The 18,928-nt window shown below is 74.2% G+C and carries 11 protein-coding genes; 5 read left to right on the plus strand and 6 right to left on the minus strand.

All coding sequences use genetic code 11. The annotated features are described in order from the left end of the window. Positions 1 to 2 precede the first annotated feature (2 nt). From ACFYXV_RS26145 to ACFYXV_RS26155, 3 genes are all read right to left on the minus strand, one after another. Positions 3 to 1,601 carry an acyl-CoA carboxylase subunit beta gene (locus ACFYXV_RS26145; protein WP_389384190.1) on the minus strand — a complete coding sequence of 533 codons (1,599 nt, stop codon included), beginning with the start codon at positions 1,599 to 1,601 and terminating at the stop codon, positions 3 to 5. Beyond that, positions 1,598 to 3,301, minus strand: a complete 1,704-nt coding sequence (locus ACFYXV_RS26150) for an acyclic terpene utilization AtuA family protein (protein WP_389384246.1) — start codon at positions 3,299 to 3,301, stop codon at positions 1,598 to 1,600. The genes ACFYXV_RS26145 and ACFYXV_RS26150 overlap by 4 nt, the downstream gene beginning before the upstream one ends. 74 nt (positions 3,302 to 3,375) lie before the next feature. Continuing rightward, positions 3,376 to 4,185, minus strand: a complete 810-nt coding sequence (locus tag ACFYXV_RS26155) for a TIGR03084 family metal-binding protein (RefSeq protein WP_389384191.1) — start codon at positions 4,183 to 4,185, stop codon at positions 3,376 to 3,378. A 353-nt stretch (positions 4,186 to 4,538) separates the two neighbouring features. Here ACFYXV_RS26155 and ACFYXV_RS26160 point away from each other — a divergent pair, with 353 nt between their 5' ends. Then, a complete protein-coding gene (locus ACFYXV_RS26160) occupies positions 4,539 to 6,152 on the plus strand; it encodes a CocE/NonD family hydrolase (RefSeq protein WP_385467194.1) in 1,614 nt (537 codons plus the stop codon). A 145-nt stretch (positions 6,153 to 6,297) separates the two neighbouring features. Here ACFYXV_RS26160 and ACFYXV_RS26165 read toward each other — a convergent pair whose 3' ends face one another. After that, positions 6,298 to 7,239 carry a DMT family transporter gene (locus tag ACFYXV_RS26165; protein WP_389384192.1) on the minus strand — a complete coding sequence of 314 codons (942 nt, stop codon included), beginning with the start codon at positions 7,237 to 7,239 and terminating at the stop codon, positions 6,298 to 6,300. Between the two features lie 47 nt (positions 7,240 to 7,286). Further along, the gene (locus ACFYXV_RS26170; RefSeq protein ID WP_389384193.1) at positions 7,287 to 10,055 is read right to left on the minus strand and encodes an FAD-binding and (Fe-S)-binding domain-containing protein; all 2,769 of its coding nucleotides are present in this window, start codon (positions 10,053 to 10,055) and stop codon (positions 7,287 to 7,289) included. An 85-nt stretch (positions 10,056 to 10,140) separates the two neighbouring features. Here ACFYXV_RS26170 and serC point away from each other — a divergent pair, with 85 nt between their 5' ends. The 4 genes from serC (at position 10,141) to ACFYXV_RS26190 (ending at position 16,255) form a co-directional block, all read left to right on the plus strand. Beyond that, positions 10,141 to 11,262, plus strand: coding sequence for a phosphoserine transaminase (serC, locus tag ACFYXV_RS26175; RefSeq protein WP_385467185.1), 1,122 nt, complete (start codon positions 10,141 to 10,143; stop codon positions 11,260 to 11,262). Between the two features lie 282 nt (positions 11,263 to 11,544). Next, complete coding sequence (locus tag ACFYXV_RS26180; RefSeq protein ID WP_385467182.1) at positions 11,545 to 12,351, plus strand: hypothetical protein; 807 nt, start codon at positions 11,545 to 11,547, stop codon at positions 12,349 to 12,351. After that, a complete protein-coding gene (locus tag ACFYXV_RS26185; protein WP_389384194.1) occupies positions 12,344 to 12,979 on the plus strand; it encodes a class F sortase in 636 nt (211 codons plus the stop codon). Before ACFYXV_RS26180 ends, ACFYXV_RS26185 begins: the two co-directional genes overlap by 8 nt. A 114-nt stretch (positions 12,980 to 13,093) precedes the next feature. Beyond that, the gene (locus ACFYXV_RS26190; protein ID WP_389384195.1) at positions 13,094 to 16,255 is read left to right on the plus strand and encodes a sacsin N-terminal ATP-binding-like domain-containing protein; all 3,162 of its coding nucleotides are present in this window, start codon (positions 13,094 to 13,096) and stop codon (positions 16,253 to 16,255) included. 93 nt (positions 16,256 to 16,348) lie between these two features. Here the strand turns inward: ACFYXV_RS26190 and ACFYXV_RS26195 are convergent, their stop codons facing one another. Beyond that, positions 16,349 to 18,817, minus strand: coding sequence for an HAD-IC family P-type ATPase (locus ACFYXV_RS26195; protein WP_385467173.1), 2,469 nt, complete (start codon positions 18,815 to 18,817; stop codon positions 16,349 to 16,351). Positions 18,818 to 18,928: the final 111 nt, after the last annotated feature.

Here is an 18,928-nt window from a genome sequence, read left to right on the forward strand (position 1 = left end):
GCTCACATCCGGAAGACGCCGAAGCCGCCGCGGGCGCCCTCGACGGGGGCGTTGTGGACGGCCGACAGGCACAGGCCGAGGACGGTACGGGTGTCGCGCGGGTCGATGACCCCGTCGTCGTACAGCCGCCCGGACAGGAACATCGGCAGGGACTCGGACTCGATCTGCGCCTCCACGAAGGCGCGCATCCCGGCGTCGGCTTCGTCGTCGTACGGCTGTCCCTTGGCGGCGGCGGACTGCCGGGCCACGATGGAGAGCACTCCGGCCAGCTGGGCCGGGCCCATGACGGCGGATTTGGCGCTGGGCCAGGCGAAGAGGAAGCGGGGCTCGTAGGCGCGGCCGCACATGCCGTAGTGGCCGGCTCCGTAGCTGGCGCCGATGAGCACGGAGAGGTGCGGGACGCGGGAGTTGGAGACCGCGTTGATCATCATCGAGCCGTGCTTGATGATGCCGCCCTGCTCGTACTCCTTGCCGACCATGTAGCCGGTGGTGTTGTGGAGGAACAGGAGCGGGATGTCGCGCTGGTTGGCGAGCTGGATGAACTGGGCCGCCTTCTGCGACTCGGCGCTGAAGAGCACGCCCTGGGCGTTGGCGAGGATGCCGACCGGGTAGCCGTGCAGGGTGGCCCAGCCGGTGACCAGGCTGGTGCCGTACAGGGGCTTGAACTCGTCGAAGTCGGAGCCGTCGACGATGCGGGCGATGACCTCGCGGGGGTCGAAGGGGGTCTTGAGGTCCGCGGGGACGATGCCGAGGAGTTCCTCCGGGTCGTACTTCGGCTCTTCGGCGGGCTGCGGATCGGGGTGCGGCTTGCGGTGGTTCAGGCGGGCGACGACGCGGCGGGCCTGGCGAATGGCGTCGTGCTCGTCGAGGGCGTAGTAGTCGGCGAGTCCGGAGGTGCGGGCGTGCATGTCGGCTCCGCCGAGGGATTCGTCGTCGCTCTCCTCGCCGGTGGCCATCTTGACGAGCGGTGGACCGCCGAGGAACACCTTGGAGCGGTCCTTGATCATGATGGTGTGGTCGGACATCCCCGGGATGTACGCGCCTCCGGCGGTGGAGTTGCCGAAGACGACGGCGACGGTGGGGATGCCGGCGGCCGAGAGCCGGGTCAGGTCGCGGAAGATCGCGCCGCCCGGGATGAAGATCTCCTTCTGGGAGGGGAGATCGGCGCCGCCGGACTCGACGAGGCTGATGCAGGGCAGGTGGTTCTGCCGGGCGATCTCGTTGGCCCGCAGGGCCTTCTTGAGGGTCCAGGGGTTGGAGGCGCCGCCGCGGACGGTGGGGTCGTTGGCGGTGACGAGGCATTCGACGCCCTCCACCGTGCCGATGCCCGTGACCATGGACGCGCCGACGGGGTAGTCGCTGCCCCAGGCGGCGAGCGGGGACAGCTCCAGGAACGGGGTGTCCGGATCGAGGAGCAGCTCGATGCGCTCGCGGGCGAGCAGCTTGCCGCGGTCCTTGTGGCGGGCCGTGTACTTCTCGCCGCCGCCGAGAAGGGCCTTGGCGTGCTCGGCGTCCAGCTCGGCGAGACGGGCGGTGGCGGCCGCGCGGTGGGCGAGGTGGTCGGGGGCGTGCGGGTCGACGGTGGTGGTGAGGCGGGTCATGGGGCGGTCCCCTCCGGGGTGAGCGGGAGGTGCGTCGGCAGGAGGCGGGCGGGGATGTCGACGTGCCGGGCGCGCAGCCATTCGCCGAGGGCCTTGGCCTGGGGGTCGAAGCGGTGGGCGGAGGCGACGCCGTCGCCGAGGATCCCGGCGACGGTGAAGTTGAGCGCGCGGAGGTTGGGCAGGGGGTGGCGGGTGACCGCCAGCCCCGCCGTCTCGGGCAGCAGGGACTGGAGTTCCTCGGCGGTGAGGGTGGCGTGGAGCCACTCCCAGGCCTCGTCGCTCTCGACCCACACCCCGATGTTGGCGTCGCCGCCCTTGTCCCCGCTGCGGGCCCCGACGAGCCGCCCGAGGGGCACGCGGAGGGTCGGTCCGGCGGGCACGGGCCCGCCCGGGACGGGCCCGCCCGGGACGGGCCCGCCCGGGACCGCGGGGCGGATCCCCGCGCCGCTCGGCGATGCGGCCGGGTGGGCCGGGGGGACCGGGGGGACCGGGACCGGGGGGACCGGATGGCGGGTGCCGTCCGGGAGGACCGCCACGTGGGGGACGGTGGCCGACGGGACGGTCGAGGACGTGAAGACGCCGTACGGCTGGGCCGGGCCCGGCGGGGACGTCACGTGGAAGCCCGGGTAGCTCGCCAGGGCCAGTTCGATGGCCTCCGAGGTGAGCGTGCGGCCCACCCGGTCCGGAGACGGGTCGCGCACCACCAGGCGGAGCATCGCGCTCGCCGTCTCCTGCGTCCGCGCGTCCTCGTGGTCCGTACGGGCCAGCGTCCAGTCGGCCGTGGCCACTTGGGACAGCGCATCCGCCAACTGGGCCTGGACCAAGGCCGCCTTCTCCTCGATGTCCAGGCCCGTCAGGACGAAGACCACCTCGTTGCGCCAGCCCCCGATGCGGGTCACGCCCACTTTGAGGGAGGGGGGCGGAGGTTCCCCGACGACGCCCGTGATCGCCACCCGGTCCGCGCCCGCCTGCGCCAGGCGGACCGTGTCCAGGCGGGCCGTCGCGTCCGGGCCCAGGTAGCGGGGACCCTGGGTCTCGTACAGGAGTTGGGCCGTGACCGTGCCCACCGAGACGACCCCGCCCGTACCGGGATGCTTGGTGATCACCGACGAGCCGTCCTCCGCGATCTCCGCCAGCGGGAAACCGGGTCGGCGGACGTCGTGCGCCGTGAAGAAGGAGTAGTTGCCGCCGGTGGACTGGGTTCCGCACTCCAGGACGTGTCCCGCCACCACCGCCCCGGCCAGCCGGTCGTGGTCGTCCGGCGCCCAGTCGAACCACCAGGCCGCCGGCCCGCTGACCAGCGCCGCGTCGGTGACCCGGCCCGTGACGACCACGTCCGCGCCCGCCCGCAGGCAGGCCGTGATGCCCGCTCCGCCGAGATAGGCATTGGCCGTCAGCGCGCCCTCCGCGAACGGCATCAGGTCGTCGCCCTCGACATGGGCGACCGACACCGGGATCCCGGCCTTGGCGGCGAGCGTGCGGATCGCGTCGGCCAGTCCGGCCGGGTTCAGGCCGCCCGCGTTGGCGACGATCCGTACGCCCCGCTCCCGCGCGAGGCCCAGACTCTGCTCCAGCTGGCGCAGGAAGGTCTTCGCGTAGCCGAGATCCGGGCTCTTCAGCCGGTCGCGGCCCAGGATCAGCATGGTCAGCTCGGCGAGGTAGTCGCCGGTCAGCACGTCCAGCGGGCCCCCGGTCAGCATTTCCTCGAAGGCGCTGAAGCGGTCCCCGTAGAACCCGGAGGCATTGCCGATGCGCAGCGGCCGCCGGCCGCGGCTCACCGGGCCGTCCCCGGGGCGCGGCCCGGGCCCGCCGGGCCGGCGAAGGCCTGGGCGATGTCCAGCCAGCGGTCGGCGTCGGGACCGGTCGCGGTCAGGTCCAGGTCGGCGCGGTGGGCCCGCTGCGTCGCCAGGAGGCAGAAGTCGAGCGCCGGTCCGGTGACCCGGTCCGCCGCGTCCGGCGGCCCGTAGGTCCAGGGCTCCCCGCCGTCCGGCGGTACGAGCTCCACCCTGAACTCCCCGGCGGGCGCGGGCAGTCCCCGTACGGCGAAGGCGTAGTCGCGCGCCCGTACGCCGATCCGCGCCACGTGCCGCAGCCGCGCGGTCGGGGTACGGCGTACGCCGAGGGCGTCCGCCACGTCCTGGCCGTGCGCCCAGGTCTCCATGAGGCGGGCGCTGGCCATGGAGGCGGCCTTCATCGGCGGCCCGTACCAGGGGAAGCGGGTGTCGGGCGAGGCCGCGGCGAGCGCCGCGTCGAGGGCGCCGCGCCCGGCCCGCCAGCGGGCCAGCAGCTCGGCGGGCGGCAGCGCGGCGCCCTCTTCGGCGCCCTCGTCCACGAAGGAGTCGGGGGCCTTGACGGCCTCCTCGACCAGGGCGGCGAAGCCCTCCGGATCGGTGACGGAGATCAGCGCGGCCCGGTCGGTCCAGTGCAGGTGGGCGATCTGGTGGGCGACGGTCCAGCCGCTCGCGGGGGTGGGCTCGGCCCAGCCGGCGTCGGGCAGGTCCCGGACCAGGGTTTCGAGCGCGAGGCCTTCCTCGCGCAGATCGGCGAAGACGGCGAAGACGGCGGCAGCTGACGGATCGGGCACGGCGGGCTCCCCTTTCGGCGTGAGGGGAAGACTGGCAGCCGCGCACAAAACAATCAAGCATGCTTGCATGATTTGGCCGAGCGGCGTCTCCTCCTGCGCGCCCTTCCCGCCAGCACCGCCAAGTCACGTCAACCGGGCGGGAATTGGCGTCAGGCAAGGCCTCGGTGCAGGTCAGGGGGGACCGGCGGGCCGGCCCCGGAGGGCGCGATTCAGGCCGTACGCCGCGAAGCGCCCGACCCCCGCCGGGCGTCGCGCCGATACTGAACGCTTCGTCGCCAGCGAAGCCCCGCGGAGCCGCCCCCACGCGCAGCAGACACTCGCCGAACGTCACCCGACGAAGAGGATGAACCGACGTGATCTCAGCCGCCTTCTCGCTCTATCCCGAACTCGACGCGAACACCCTCACCGCGTTCGTCGCCGCACTCGAAACCGGAGACGTCACGGGCCTCGCCCCCGCCCGCGCCGCCGAGGTCGCCGACGCCCGGTCCGTCGCCGTCTTCAGCCGCGCCAAGGTCGCCGGCTCCGACGGGGACCTGCTCGACGCCGCGCTGTGGCGGCACAGCGGGAGCCAGCCGCGGCCGGTGATCGTGATGCCCTCGCCGTGGACGAACCACGGCTGGCTCCCGTACGCCGTCCAGGCCAGCGTGTTCGCGGCCCGCGGCTACAACGTGCTCGCCTACAGCACCCGCGGCTTCGCCGGTTCCGAGGGCCAGGTCGACGTGGCCGGCCCGCTCGACGTGGCCGACGGCAGCCGGGCCCTGGACCACCTCATCGAGCGCACCGCCGGCCCGGTCACGAAGATCGGCTTCCTGGGGGACTCGTACGGATCGGGCATCAGCCAGCTCGTCGCCGCGCACGACACCCGTGTCGACGCGGTGGTCGCGCTCAGCACCTGGGGCGACCTCGGCGAGGCCTTCTACGAGAACCGGACCCGGCACGTGGCCGCCGTCGAGGCACTGCTCAAGGCGGCCTCGAAGGCCCGGCTGAGCCCGCAGACCCAGAGCGTGTTCGAGAACGTCCTCGCGGGCCGCGACATCCAGGGCACCCTGCGCTGGGCGGAGCAGCGCTCGCCGTTCACCCACATCAAGGAGCTCAACCGCCGTCAGGTTCCCGTCTACTTCTCGCACGCCTGGCACGAGACGCTCTTCCCGGGCAACCAGACACTGAAGCTGTTCAACGAGCTGACCGGGCCCAAACGCCTCGACCTCTCCATCGGCGACCACTCCGGGCCCGAGATGACGGGCATGATCGGCCTGCCCAACCGGATCTGGACGAACGCCCACCGCTGGTTCGACCAGCACCTCAGGGGGATCGACAACGGCATGGCCGACGAGGGCCAGGTGCTCAGCGAGGTCATGTGGGGCCAGACCCTGGAACCCCGCCCCACCTGGGACTCCGTCACCGAACAGGTGCGCCGGATGCACCTGGCGGGCGGCGGGGAGCTCACCGAGCGGCCCGAGGCCGGCTGGAGCGCGGACGTCCTGTGCGGGGTGGACACCCCGGCGACCGTCGCCGACGAGATCGTCCGCTCCGGGTACGACGAGATCGCGGGCCGCCCGAAGGCCTACCGGACGGGCGACATCGACCGCACCGTCGCCGCCGTGTGGACGGCGGACCCGGAGGCGGAGACCGCCCGGCTGCGCGGCACGCCGCGGCTGCGCGTCACGTACCGCGCCGCGGACCCCGACTCCTCTTTCGTCGCGTACCTGCTCGCGGTGGCGCCCGACGGTACGGCGCACATCGTCACGCACGCCCCGTACGCGCACCTCGACGCGGCCCCCGGCAGCCTGGTCAGCGCCGACATCGAGCTCCAGGCGACGGCGTACGACGTCCCGCGCGGGCACCGGCTGATGCTGGTGATCGACGCCCGGGACCCCTTCTACGGGGACGCCAACCTGCCGCGCGCGACGCTGGCCTTCACCTCCCCGGAGGCCACGCCCTCGTACCTGGACCTCCCGCTGGGCTGAGCGCCGCCCGCCCGCGCGCCCGCCCCGCCGGACACCCCCGCGCCCGGCGGGGCGGGCGCACCACCTTGTCGGCGTCCGGCGGCCTCGGTGAGCGGCGGGGGTGGTCAGGTGCAGACGGGGCCCGGGGGCGCTGCCGCCGTCGGCATCAGGAGGACTTCTTCCGGGTCTGCGAGCGGACCGCCCCCATGCTCGCCGCGATGACCAGTGCGATCGCCAGCGCGTCGATCGCCGACATCGCCTGGTTCAGGAGCAGGAACCCGGCCGTGGCCGCGATCGCCGGCTCCAGGCTCATCAGGATCGCGAACGTCGGGGCGGGCAGACGCCGCAGCGCCAGCAGCTCCAGGGTGTACGGCAGGACGGACGACAGGACGGCGACTCCGACGCCCAGCGCCAGCGTGCTCGGCACCAGCAGCGCCGGACCGGCCTCGATCACGCCCAGCGGGAGCGAGAGCACCGCCGCCACCGCCATGGCCAGGGCCAGCCCGTCCGCCTGCGGGAAGCGGCGGCCCGTACGCGCGCTGAACACGATGTACGCCGCCCACATCGCGCCCGCTCCGAGAGCGAAGGCGGCGCCGAGGAGGTCGAGGCCGCCGAAGCCCTCGCCACCTCCGTGGCCGGCGAGCAGGGCGACACCGCCGAGGGCCAGGCCGGCCCACAGCAGGCTGACAATGCGGCGCGAGACGATCACCGAGAGGACGAGGGGGCCGAGCACTTCGAGGGTGACGGCCGGGCCGAGCGGGATCCGGTCGACGGCCTGGTAGAAGAGCCCGTTCATACCGGCCATGGCGATGCCGAAGGCGACGATCGTGCCCCAGTCGGCGCGCGCGTACCCGCGGACCTTGGGACGGCACAGGAGCAGCAGCACCAGCGCGGCGGCCGCGAGCCGCAGCGTGACCGCGCCCGCGGCGCCCGTGCGCGGCATGATCATGACGGCGAGGGCGGCGCCGAACTGCACCGAGACGCCCGCGGCGATGACCAGTGCGACCGGGCCGAAGCGGGACGAGGCGGCGGAGCTCGAAGGCGCCGGGGCCGTCGTGAGGTCGGCGGGCGCCGCGGCGCGGTCGGACTTGGGCGAAGTTGCGGGCATTAATCCAGACTAAGGGGTGCGTAAGGGCCAAGGCGGCCTGCGTTGGCTTACACGTCCTCGGCCAGGCCCTCGGCCAGGAGCTCGGCCAGGTGGCGGGCCCGGCCGCCGTCCGACAGCCGGGCGATCTGCGTACGGCAGGAGAACCCGTCCGCCAGGACCGCCGCCCCGGGCGGGGCCGCGCGCAGGGCGGGGAGCAGCCGTTCCTCGGCGCAGGCCACGGACACCTCGTCGTGGCCCGGCTCGAAGCCGAAGTTCCCGGCGAGGCCGCAGCAGCCGCCGCTGAGCTCGCCCGTGAGCCCGGCGGCCTCGCGCAGCCGCCGGTCGGCGGCGTCGCCGAGGACGGCGTGCTGGTGGCAGTGCGTCTGGCCGACGGCCGGGCGGTCCAGGCGCGGCGGCCGCCAGTGCGGGGCGTACTCCTCCAGCGTCTCGGCGAAGGTCCGCACGGCGTCGGCGAAGCGCTGCGCGCGCGGGTCGTCGGGGAGGAGGGCGGGGAGGTCGGTGCGCAGGGCGGCGGCACAGCTGGGTTCGAGGACCGTCACGGGTCCTGCCGCGTCGCCCACGGCGTCGAGGGTGCGGCGCAGGACGGCCCGGGCGCGGTCGAGGCGGCCGGTGGAGACGTAGGTCAGCCCGCAGCAGACCCCCTTCGGGGGCAGGGACACGTCGAGCCCGGCGGCGCGCAGGACCGTGACGGCCGCCCGGCCCGCCTCGGGGGCGAGGTGCTCGGTGAAGGTGTCGGGCCAGAGCGTCACCCGGCGCGGAGCCGCCGGGGCCTGGGCGGCGGACGGGGCGGCGTCGGCGGGCGCAGCCGGGTCGGCCCGCCACCGTCGCGTGAAGGGCACCCGGGCCACCTGCGGCAGCCCCCGCTCCCAAGCCGGCCCCGCCACCCGCAGTACCCGCAGTACCCGCAGCGCCCGCCCCACCGCGTTGACCGCCCCCGCCGCCCGCAGCGCGGCGATCAGCCGCAGCCATGCCGGCAGGCCGCCCAGGACGTAGTGCGACAGCGGGCGGATGCGGCCGCGCCAGTGGCGGTCGAGGAACTCCGCCTTGTACGAGGCCATGTCCACCCCCACCGGGCAGTCGCTGCGGCACCCCTTGCAGGCCAGGCACAGGTCCAGCGCCTGCGCGACCTCCCGCGAGCGCCAGCCGTCCGTCAGGACCTCACCCGCCAGCATCTCGTGCAGCAGCCTCGCCCGGCCGCGCGTCGAGTGCCGTTCCTCCCCCGTGACCCGGTACGACGGGCACATCACCTCCGGCCCCGCCGCGGTGGTGGACCGGCATTTCGCCACGCCCACGCAGCGGGCCACCTCCCCCGCGAACGGCGTCGCCGGCAGCACCGCGAAGCGCAGGTTCTCGTCCAGACGGGCCGGGCGGACCAGGATCCCGGGGTTCATCCCGCCCGCCGGGTCCCACACGTCCTTGTACGCGCCGAAGAGCCGGACGGCCTCCTCCCCGTACATCCGCGGCAGGAGCTCCGCCCGCGCCTGACCGTCCCCGTGCTCCCCGGAGAGCGAGCCGCCGTGGGAGACCACGAGGTCCGCCAGGTCGGTGGAGAAGGCGCGGAAGCGCGCGATCCCGGCCCGCGACGCCAGGTCGAAGTCGATCCGCACGTGCACGCAGCCCTCGCCGAAGTGCCCGTACGGGGTCCCCCTCAGCCCGTGCCCCGCCAGCAGCGCGCGGAACTCCCGCAGGTACGCGCCGAGCCGGGCCGGCGGTACCGCGCAGTCCTCCCACCCCGGCCAGGCCATCGCCCCGCCCGGCATCCTCGTCGCCGTGCCCGCCGCGTCCTCACGGATCCGCCACAGCGCCCGCTGCCCCGCCGGGTCCGTGACCACCACCGAGTCCACCGCGTCGGCGGCCCGTACGAGGGCCCTGGCCGCCCCCTCGTCCCGCATCTCCACGAACAGCCACCCGCCGCCCCTCGGCAGCCCGGAAGCCGCGCCCACCAGGTCGGCCGCCATGCCCTCCACCGTCAGCGGCCCGTACCCCAGCAGCCCGGCCGCCGCATCGGCCGCCGCGCTCTCGTCCGCGTACCCGAGGACAGCGAGCGCCGGTGCGCGCGGCGCCTCCACCAGGCGTACGACCGCCTCCGTCACCACCCCGAGCGTTCCCTCGCTCCCGCAGAAGGCCCGGGCCACCTGCACGCCCCGCTCGGGCAGCAGCGCGTCCAGCCCGCCGTATCCGGAGATCCGCCGCGAGAAACCTCCCGCCATGCCGGTACGCAGCACCGCCAGGTTGCCCGCCACCAGCTCCCGCAGGCCCTCCGGCGCCCCCGTCCAGCCCGTCCCGAGCCGGTACGGGGAGCCGCCGTACGCCGTGACCGCCAGCTCCGCCACGTTGTCGGCGGTGGTCCCCCAGGCCACCGAGTGGGCCCCGCACGCGTTGTTGCCGATCATCCCGCCCAGCGTGCAGCGGGAGTGCGTCGAGGGGTCCGGGCCGAAGGTCAGCCCGTACGGGCGCGCCGCCTCGCGCAGCCGGTCGAGCACCAGCCCCGGCTGGACCACGGCGGTGCGGGCGGCCGGGTCCAGCGACACCAGGGCGTTCATGTGCCGGGTCAGGTCCAGCACCACGCCGACGCCCGTGGCCTGCCCGGCGATCGAGGTCCCACCGCCGCGCGGGACGACCGGTACGCCCGCCTCCGCGCAGATCCGCAGCGCGGCCGCCACGTCCCCGGCGTCGCGCGGCGCGACGATCCCCACCGGCACCCGGCGGTAGTTCGAGGCGTCCATGGTCGCGAGGGCGCGGGCCGCGGCCCCGAAGTCCACCTCCCCGCGCAGGTTCTCCCGCAATGTCCGTTCGAGTTCCCCGGGTGACGTCACGGCCCCCACCCTGCCACCGGCCGGACTCGTCTCATCGGGTGGACGCGCCTCCGAGGGGTGGACCGGGACCGGATACGCTCCGCTCGTGGCCGAGATCCAGATTCCCGCTGACATCAAGCCCGCCGACGGACGCTTCGGCGCGGGCCCCTCCAAGGTGCGGACCGAGGCGCTGGACGCCCTGGCCGCCACCGGTACCTCCCTGCTCGGAACCTCCCACCGCCAGGCCCCGGTCAAGAACCTGGTCGGCTCGGTGCGGGACGGCGTCCGGGACCTGTTCTCCCTCCCCGAGGGCTACGAGGTGATCCTGGGCAACGGCGGCTCCACCGCCTTCTGGGACATCGCGACCGCCGGGCTCATCGAGCGCAAGTCGCAGCACCTCACCTTCGGCGAGTTCTCCTCCAAGTTCGCCAAGGCCGCGAAGCTCGCGCCGTGGCTGGACGAGCCGACCGTCATCTCCTCCGAGCCGGGCACGCACCCCGACCCGGCGGCCGAGGCGGGCGTCGACGTGTACGCGTACACGCACAACGAGACCTCCACGGGTGTGGCGGCGCCGGTCAAGCGCGTCGCGGGCGCCGACGCCGGTTCACTCGTCCTGGTGGATGCGACCTCGGGCGCCGGCGGCCTGCCCGTCGACATCACCGAGAGCGACGTCTACTACTTCGCCCCGCAGAAGTCCTTCGCCTCCGAAGGCGGCCTGTGGCTGGCGGCGTTCTCCCCGGCGGCCCTGGAGCGGGCGGCGCGCGTGCACGCCTCCGGCAGCCGGCACATCCCGGAGTTCTTCTCGCTGCCGACGGCGATCGACAACTCGCTGAAGAACCAGACGTACAACACCCCGGCCCTGTCCACCCTCTTCCTGCTGGACCAGCAGCTGAAGTGGATGAACAGCCAGGGCGGCCTGGAGTTCACGACCGGCCGTACGGCGGCCAGCGCGGGCCACCTGTACGGCTGGGCGGAGGCCTCGAAGTACGCGAACCCGTTCGTCGTGGACGCCGACAAGCGCTCCGCCGTCATCGGCACGATCGACTTCTCGGACGACATCGACGCGGCCGCCGTCGCCAAGGTGCTGCGCGCCAACGGCATCGTGGACACCGAGCCGTACCGCAAGCTCGGCCGCAACCAGCTCCGCATCGCGATGTTCCCGGCGATCGACCCGGCGGACGTGCAGGCGCTGACCGCGTGCATCGACTACGTGATCGAGCAGCTCTGATCTCGGCCTGAGCCCTTCGTGCGGAGCCCCCGGCGACCTCGTGTCGCCGGGGGCTCCGGCGTTCCGGGGCGCCCGCGTCCGGGACTTTCGTCCCAAAAATCGGGGCAAAGGGGCAGCAAAAGGTGCACCCCTAGCGGGGGTGCGGCCTGCGGCTTTACGCCGGAGGACCTTCGGCAGGTGCCCTCCGGGACCCGACCAGCGCTTGCAACCAAAACGCCCGGGATGTCCCTCATGTCAGGTGTGCCGGGAACGAACCCCGGTCTCCCGTTCAGGAGGAATTCCATGCGCAAGGCAGTCACCCTCGCAGCCATAGCCCTGACGTCGACGCTGGCCCTCGGCGCCGCCGCTCCCGCGTTCGCCGCCGACGCGAGCCCGTCCCCCTCGGCCAGCCACAGCCCGGGCAGCAGCGAAGGCTCCGCCTCCCTGCAGCTGTCGGCCTCCTCCGGCAAGCCGGGCGCCGAGGTCAAGGTCACCGTGAAGGCCCCCAAGGACTCCACCGCCCTGTCGGTCTCCTCCAAGGCCCTGGAGGACGTCCGGCTGAGCCCGGCGGGCGACGGCGCCTGGACCGGCACCGCGAAGATCGCCAAGGTCGCGGACGGCAACTACGGCGTGAGCCTCACCGGCACCGCCCCCGACGGCGGCAAGCTCCAGGCCACCGCGCAGCTGACCGTCAAGGCCGAGACCCCGCCGCCCGCCCCGGTCTCTTCCCTCAGGCTCTCGGCCGACCACGGCCGCCCGGGCGACAGGATCGGCGTCACGGTCAAGACGGCGGGCGACGTGAAGAACGCGTACGTCAGCTCCGACGCGTTCGGCGGCCGGATCGACCTGAAGAGCGACGGACACGGCACCTGGACCGGGACCGCGGTCGTCGCCAAGGACGTCAAGACGGGCTACTACGGCGTCCACGCCTTCGCGGGCGGCAAGGAGTTCGACACCGTCAAGTTCTCCACCGAGGCGGGCGGCGGCAAGCCCGACGTCAAGCCCGTGACCCCGCTCAAGCCGAGCGAGCACAAGAAGCCCAAGGGCTCGGTCAACACCGGCCAGGCCCCGGCCGGCCCCCTCCCCGGAGCCGCGGCCGACCATGCCTGAGCAGCCTCCCACCCCTTCCCGCCGGGGCGGCCGCGCACGCCGCACCGCCGCCCTGGCGGGGGCCGCGGCGCTCGCCGCCGTCCTCGCCACCGGCTGTTCGGCGTCGGCGAGCAGCGGCGCCGCCGCCGGGGCCGCACCGGCGAACGCCACGGCGGCCTCCGCCCTCCCGCCCTCCGTCCCGGACCGCATCGAGATCCCGGACATCAAGGTCGACGCACCGCTCGACACGGTCGGCCTCGACGCCCAAGGCGTCATGCGGGAGCCGGACTTCGCGAAGCCCGATGACGCGGCCTGGTACAAGGACGGCCCGACCCCGGGCGAGCCGGGCGCGGCGGCCATCGTCGGCCACATGGACACCCCGCAGGCCCCGAAGGCCGTCTTCTTCAACCTCAAGACCCTGAAGAAGGACGAGGAGATCGAGGTCCACCGGGCCGACGGCACCACCGCCGTCTTCGCCGTCGACGCGGTCGACACGTACAAGAAGGACGCCTTCCCCACCGACAAGGTCTACGGGGACACCCACGGCTCGGCCCAGCTGCGCCTCATCACCTGCGGCGGCGACCTCACCGCCGACCGCCACTGGGACTCCAACGTCGTCGTCTTCGCGCACCTCACCGGACGGGCGTAGGCCGCGACCGGGCGGCGGGGCGGCGTCCGGGCCGCGTCAGGACCCCGCCGCCCGCACGCGATACCTTCAGGGCCTCGGCATTCGGTGAATGCAGGACAGCATGGAGGCAGCGGCGTGAGCGTGCGAGTGACGGCGGCCCAGGGCGGCGCGGACCCCTTCGGCACGGCCCGGCTGCGGCGCGGGGTGCTCGACGCCTGGGGCGCGGGCCCGGCCCGCTTCCGCGAGGACGCCAACGCCGAGGAGGACCTGGCCCTCGGCGGCTACCGCGACCGGCTCGTCGTCGAGCTGGCGCAGAACGCCGCCGACGCCGCGGCCCGGGCCAAGGTGCCCGGCCGGCTGCGGCTCACCCTGCACTCCGGCGAGGGCGGGCACGGGGTGCTGGCCGTCGCCAACACCGGTGCCCCGCTGGACGCGACGGGCGTGGAGTCGCTGAGCACCCTGCGGGCCTCCGCGAAGCGCGAGCCCGCAGGGGCGGCCGGCACGACCGGCTCCGCCGACACCGTCGGCCGCTTCGGCGTCGGCTTCGCGGCCGTCCTCGCGGTGTCCGACGAGCCCGCCGTACTCGGCCGCCACGGCGGCGTCCGCTGGTCCCTCGCCGAGGCCCGCGAACTGGCCCGCGACGCCTCCAACGGCAGCCCCGGCCTCGGCGACGAACTGCGCCGCCGCGACGGGCACGTCCCGCTGCTGCGGCTGCCGCTGCCCGCCGAGGGCACCGCCCCCGACGGCTACGACACCGTGGTCGTCCTCCCGCTGCGCGACGCCGCCGCCGGGGACCTGGTGCAGCGGCTGCTGGCCGGCATCGACGACGCGCTGCTGCTGACCCTGCCCGGGCTGGCGGAGATCGTCGTGGAGACCCCGGAGGCGGGCATCCGTACCCTCCGCCGCCGCGAAGAGGGCCCGTACACGGTCGTCGAGGACTCGGCGGGAGGCGTCGGCGGCGAGACCCGCCGCTGGCGCACCGTCCGCCACAGCGGCCCCATCGAGCGGGCCCTGCTCGCCGATCGCCCGGTCGAGGAGCGGCTGCGGCCCGTCTGGACGGTGTCCTGGGCCGTGCCCGTCGACACCGAGGGCGCTCCCGTACGCCCCGCCACCGCGCCCGTGGTCCACGCGCCGACCCCGACCGACGAGCCGCTGGGCATCCCCGCGCTGCTCATCGCGACCCTGCCGCTGGACACCGCCCGCCGGCACCCCGCGCCGGGGCCGCTGACCGACTTCCTGGTGGAGCGCGCGGCCGACGCGTACGCCGAACTGCTGGGCTCCTGGGACCCGGTGAGCACCGCGCTGGTGGACCTCGTACCCGGGCCGCTCGGCCAGGGGCCGCTGGACGGGGCGCTGCGTGCGGCGGTGCTGGAGCGGCTGCCGCGTACGGCGTTCCTCGCCCCGGCGGCCCCGGCCGAGCACGCCGAGCACGCCGAGGAGCGGGCCGCCCTGCGCCCCTTCGAGGCCGAGGTGGTGGAGGGCGCGGGCGCCGAGACCGTACGGGTCCTGTCCGAGGTGCTGCCGACGCTGCTGCCCGCCGGGCTGGAACGCCGGCCCGAGCTGCGCACGCTGGGCGTGGGCCGGCTGCCGCTGGGCGACGCCATCGAACGGATCGCGGGCATCGAGCGCGGCCCGGAGTGGTGGTACCGGCTGTACGACACCCTGGCCGGGGTGGACCCGGACCGGCTCTCTGGCCTGCCGGTGCCGCTGGCCGACGGGCGGACCACGATCGGCCCGCGGCACGTACTGCTGCCCGACTCGGACACCCCGAAGGACCTGGCCCGGATGGGCCTGAAGGTGGCCCACCCGGACGCCGCTCACCCGCTGCTGGAGCGCCTCGGCGCACTCCCGGCCACGCCCCGCGCGGTCCTGACGACCCCGCAGGTGCGGGCGGCGGTGGCCGCCTCCCTGGACGCCGGGGAGATCTGGGACGAGGACGCCCTCGACGCCGAGGAGCTGGCCGAGGTGGTCCTGCGGCTGGTCCGCGACGCCGACCTGGCGCCGGGCGACGAGCCGTGGCTGGGCGCCCTGGCCCTGCCGGACGAGGACGGGGAGCTCACGCCCGCGGGCGAGCTGCTGCTGCCGGGCTCCCCGCTGGCCTCGGTGATCCGCGAGGACGAAGTCCCGTACGTGGACGGCGAGCTGGCCGAGCGGTGGGGCGAGCAGCCGCTGACCGCCTGCGGGGTGCTGGCCGCCTTCCAGCTGGTCCGCGCCGCCGACGTGGTCCTCGACCCGGACGAACTGGAGCCGCGCGAAGGGGACTTCGCCGAGCCGGACGACGCGGGGCTGCTGGACGCGGTGGACGTGTGGTGCGAGGACGTGCTGGACCAGCTCCCGGACACCCCGCTGCCGCCCGTGGCCACGGAACTCGTCGCGGTCCGCGACCTCGACCTCGTCGACGACGACTGCTGGCCGCAGGCCCTGGCGATGCTGGCGCAGCCGCCGCTGCGCGACGCGCTGACCCAGCCCGTACGGGTGCTGCTGCCGGACGGCACCACGCGGTCGGTGCGCCCGTACACCGCCTGGTGGCTGCGCGACCACCCGGTGCTCGACGGCCGCCGCCCGGCGGGCCTGCGCGCGGCGGGCGGCGACCCGCTGCTGGCGGGCCTGTACACCCCGGCGGACGCGACGGGCTTCGAGGACGAGCAGGTGCTGCGGGCGCTCGGCGTACGCACGAGCGTGCCGGCGCTGCTGGACGAACCCGGCGGAGCCGCCGAGCTCCTGGGCCGGCTCGCCGACCCGGACCGCGAGGTGTCGGACCGGCAGCTGCACGCCCTGTACGGGGCCCTGGCCGATCTGGACCCCGAGCAGGTCACGCTCCCGGACGAACTGCGCGCGGTGGTCGACGGCGAGGTCGTCGTGGTCGACGCGGCGGACGCGCTGATCGCGGACGCACCGGACCTGCTGCCGCTGACGGCGGGGCTCCCGCTGCTGCCGGTGGCCCCGGCCCGCGCCGCCGACCTGGCGGAGCTGCTCCAGGTCCGCCGCGTCTCGGAGACGGTCCCCGCGGAGGTCACGACGCCGGGCGAGGAGCACGAGGTGCCCGAGTCCGTACGGATCCTGCTGGGCCCCTCGACCCCGGAGACCTACCTGGAGCACGAGGAGCTGATCGCGGGCGGCGTGGAACTCGACTGGCGCCGCACCCCGGACGGCACCCTGCACGCCTCCACCCTGGAGGGCGTGGCGGCGGGTCTGGCCTGGTCGGCCGCCCAGTGGCCCCGCCGCTTCGAGGTGGCCGCCCTGCTGGAGGACCCCTCCCGCACGGCGGAACTGGCCCGCGACCGCTGGTTCGACTGACGGCCCCGGTGCCGGGGCGGGGGTCGGCGGACGGCACCTCCGCCCCCGCCGGGCCGGACACCCCCGGGACGCCTCGGACGCCTCGGACGCCTCCTACGCCGGGAACCTGCGGTTGACCCAGCGGAAGGTGACTTCGATCAGGGCCGCGGCCGCCGCGGCGATGCCCACCGCGGTCCAGGGCAGTGTCGTGCCCACCAGCTTCAGCTCGAAGAACGTCTGGAGCCAGGGCACGACCAGGACGATCAGGAAGGCGGCGCCCATCGCGCCGACCAGGGCCACCCGCCACCACGTGTAGGGGCGGGCGATGATGACCAGTACCCACATCGAGGTCAGGAACAGGGTCAGCGTCGCCGCGCTCGTCTCCGCCTGGAGGGCTTCGGGGCCCGTGTAGTGGTGGCGGGCGACCATGTACGTCACGAACGTGGCCACCGCGGCGATCACACCGCCCGGGATCGCGTACCGCATCACCCGTTTCACGAAGTGCGGCCGCGCGCGCTCCTTGTTCGGCGCGAGGGCCAGGAAGAACGCCGGGATGCCGATCGTGAGCGTGGACAGCAGGGTCAGGTGGCGCGGCAGGAAGGGGTACTCGACCTGGAAGCAGACCACCAGGATCGCCAGGAGCACCGAGTAGACGGTCTTCGTGAGGAAGAGGGTGGCGACCCGGGTGATGTTGCCGATGACCCGGCGGCCCTCGGCCACCACCGAGGGGAGGGTGGAGAAGCTGTTGTTCAGGAGGACGATCTGGGCGACCGCGCGGGTGGCCTCCGAGCCGGAGCCCATGCTCACGCCGATGTCGGCGTCCTTGAGGGCCAGTACGTCGTTGACGCCGTCGCCGGTCATGGCGACCGTGTGGCCCTTGGACTGCAGTGCGGCGACCATGTCGCGCTTCTGCTGCGGGGTGACCCGCCCGAAGACGGCGTTCTCGTCGAGGACCTTGGCCATGTCGGCCTGATCGGTCGGCATCCTGCGCGCGTCGACGGTGTTCTCGGCGCCCGGCAGGCCCAGCTTGCCGGCCACGGCGCCGACCGAGACCGCGTTGTCGCCGGAGATGACCTTCGCGTGGACCTTCTGGTCCTCGAAGTAGCGCAGGGTGTCGGCCGCGTCGGGGCGCAGCCGCTGTTCGAGGACGATCAGGGCGGTCGGCTTGGCTCCGGCCCCGACGGCCGCGTCGTCGAGCTCGCGCGCGGCCCGGGCGAGCAGCAGCACGCGCAGGCCCTGCTCGTTGAGGCCGTTGATCTCGTCGAGGGCCGGATCTCCGGCCGGCAGCAGTACGTCGGGGGCGCCGAGCAGCCAGGTGTTGTTCTCTCCGTCGCCCTCGCTGAAGCTGGCTCCGCTGTACTTGCGGGCGGAGGAGAAGGGAAGGGACTCGGTGCAGCGCCATTCGGCGCTGTCCGGGTAGGCGTCGATGATCGCCTGGAGGCTGGCGTTGGGGCGCGGATCGGATTCGCCGAGCGCCCCGAGCACCTTCTCGACGTACGAGGGCTCCGCTCCGCCGAGCGGGCGGAGCTCGGTGACGTCCATGCCGCCCTCGGTGAGGGTTCCGGTCTTGTCGAGGCAGACCACGTCGACGCGGGCGAGGCCCTCGATGGCCGGCAGCTCCTGGACCAGGCACTGCTTGCGGCCGAGCCGGATGACGCCGATCGCGAAGGCGACGGAGGTCAGCAGGACCAGGCCTTCGGGGATCATCGGGACGATGCCGCCGACGGTGCGGGCGATGGCGTCCTTGAGGTTGTCGTCCTTGACGACGAGCTGGCTGATGATCAGGCCGATCGAGGTCGGGATCATCATCCAGGTGACGTACTTGAGGATGGTGGAGATGCCGGAGCGCAGCTCGGAGTGGACGAGCGTGAAGCGGGTGGCCTCTTCGGCCAACTGGGCGGCGTAGGCCTCGCGGCCGACCTTGGTGGCGGTGAACGCGCCGCCGCCCGCGACGACGAAGGACCCGGACATGACGGGATCGCCGGGCTTCTTCAGGACGGGGTCGGCCTCGCCGGTGAGCAGCGACTCGTCGATCTCCAGGCCCTCGGCCTCGCCGACCGTGCCGTCGACGACGACCTTGTCGCCGGGTCCGAGTTCGATGACGTCGTCCAGGACGATCTCGGAGGTGGAGATCTCGGCGGTCCGGCCGTCGCGGCGCACGCTGGGTTTGGCCTCGCCGATGACGGCGAGGCCGTCGAGGGTCTTCTTGGCGCGCATCTCCTGGATGATGCCGATGCCGGTGTTCGCGATGATCACGTAGCCGAACAGGCTGTCCTGGAGCGGCGCGACGATGAGCATGATCACCCAGAGCACGCCGATGATCGCGTTGAACCGGGTGAAGACGTTGGCGCGGACGATGTCGGCGGTGGAGCGGCTGCTGCGGACGGGCACGTCGTTGACGGCGCCGCGGGCGACGCGCTCGGCGACTTCGGCGGTGGTCAGGCCGGCGGGCTTGAACCGGGGTGCGGGCGGCCGGACCGGGTGCACCGGGTCCAGCTCGGCCCCCGCGTCGATGGCCGCGCCGCCGGGCCCGCCGCCGCCCGGCTCGGAACCGTCTGGTTCGATCTCTGCCCGCTGCGTCATGCAATCGACGGTAAAGGGGGTTTTACCGCTTCACCCGCCGAGAAGTCCGAAGATCCGACTTCGGGATGACCCGAATCGTCCCCTGGTCCCCCCGGACCCCGACGCCGCCCC

Source organism: Streptomyces sp. NPDC002181, assembly GCF_042890485.1.
Lineage (GTDB): Bacteria > Actinomycetota > Actinomycetes > Streptomycetales > Streptomycetaceae > Streptomyces.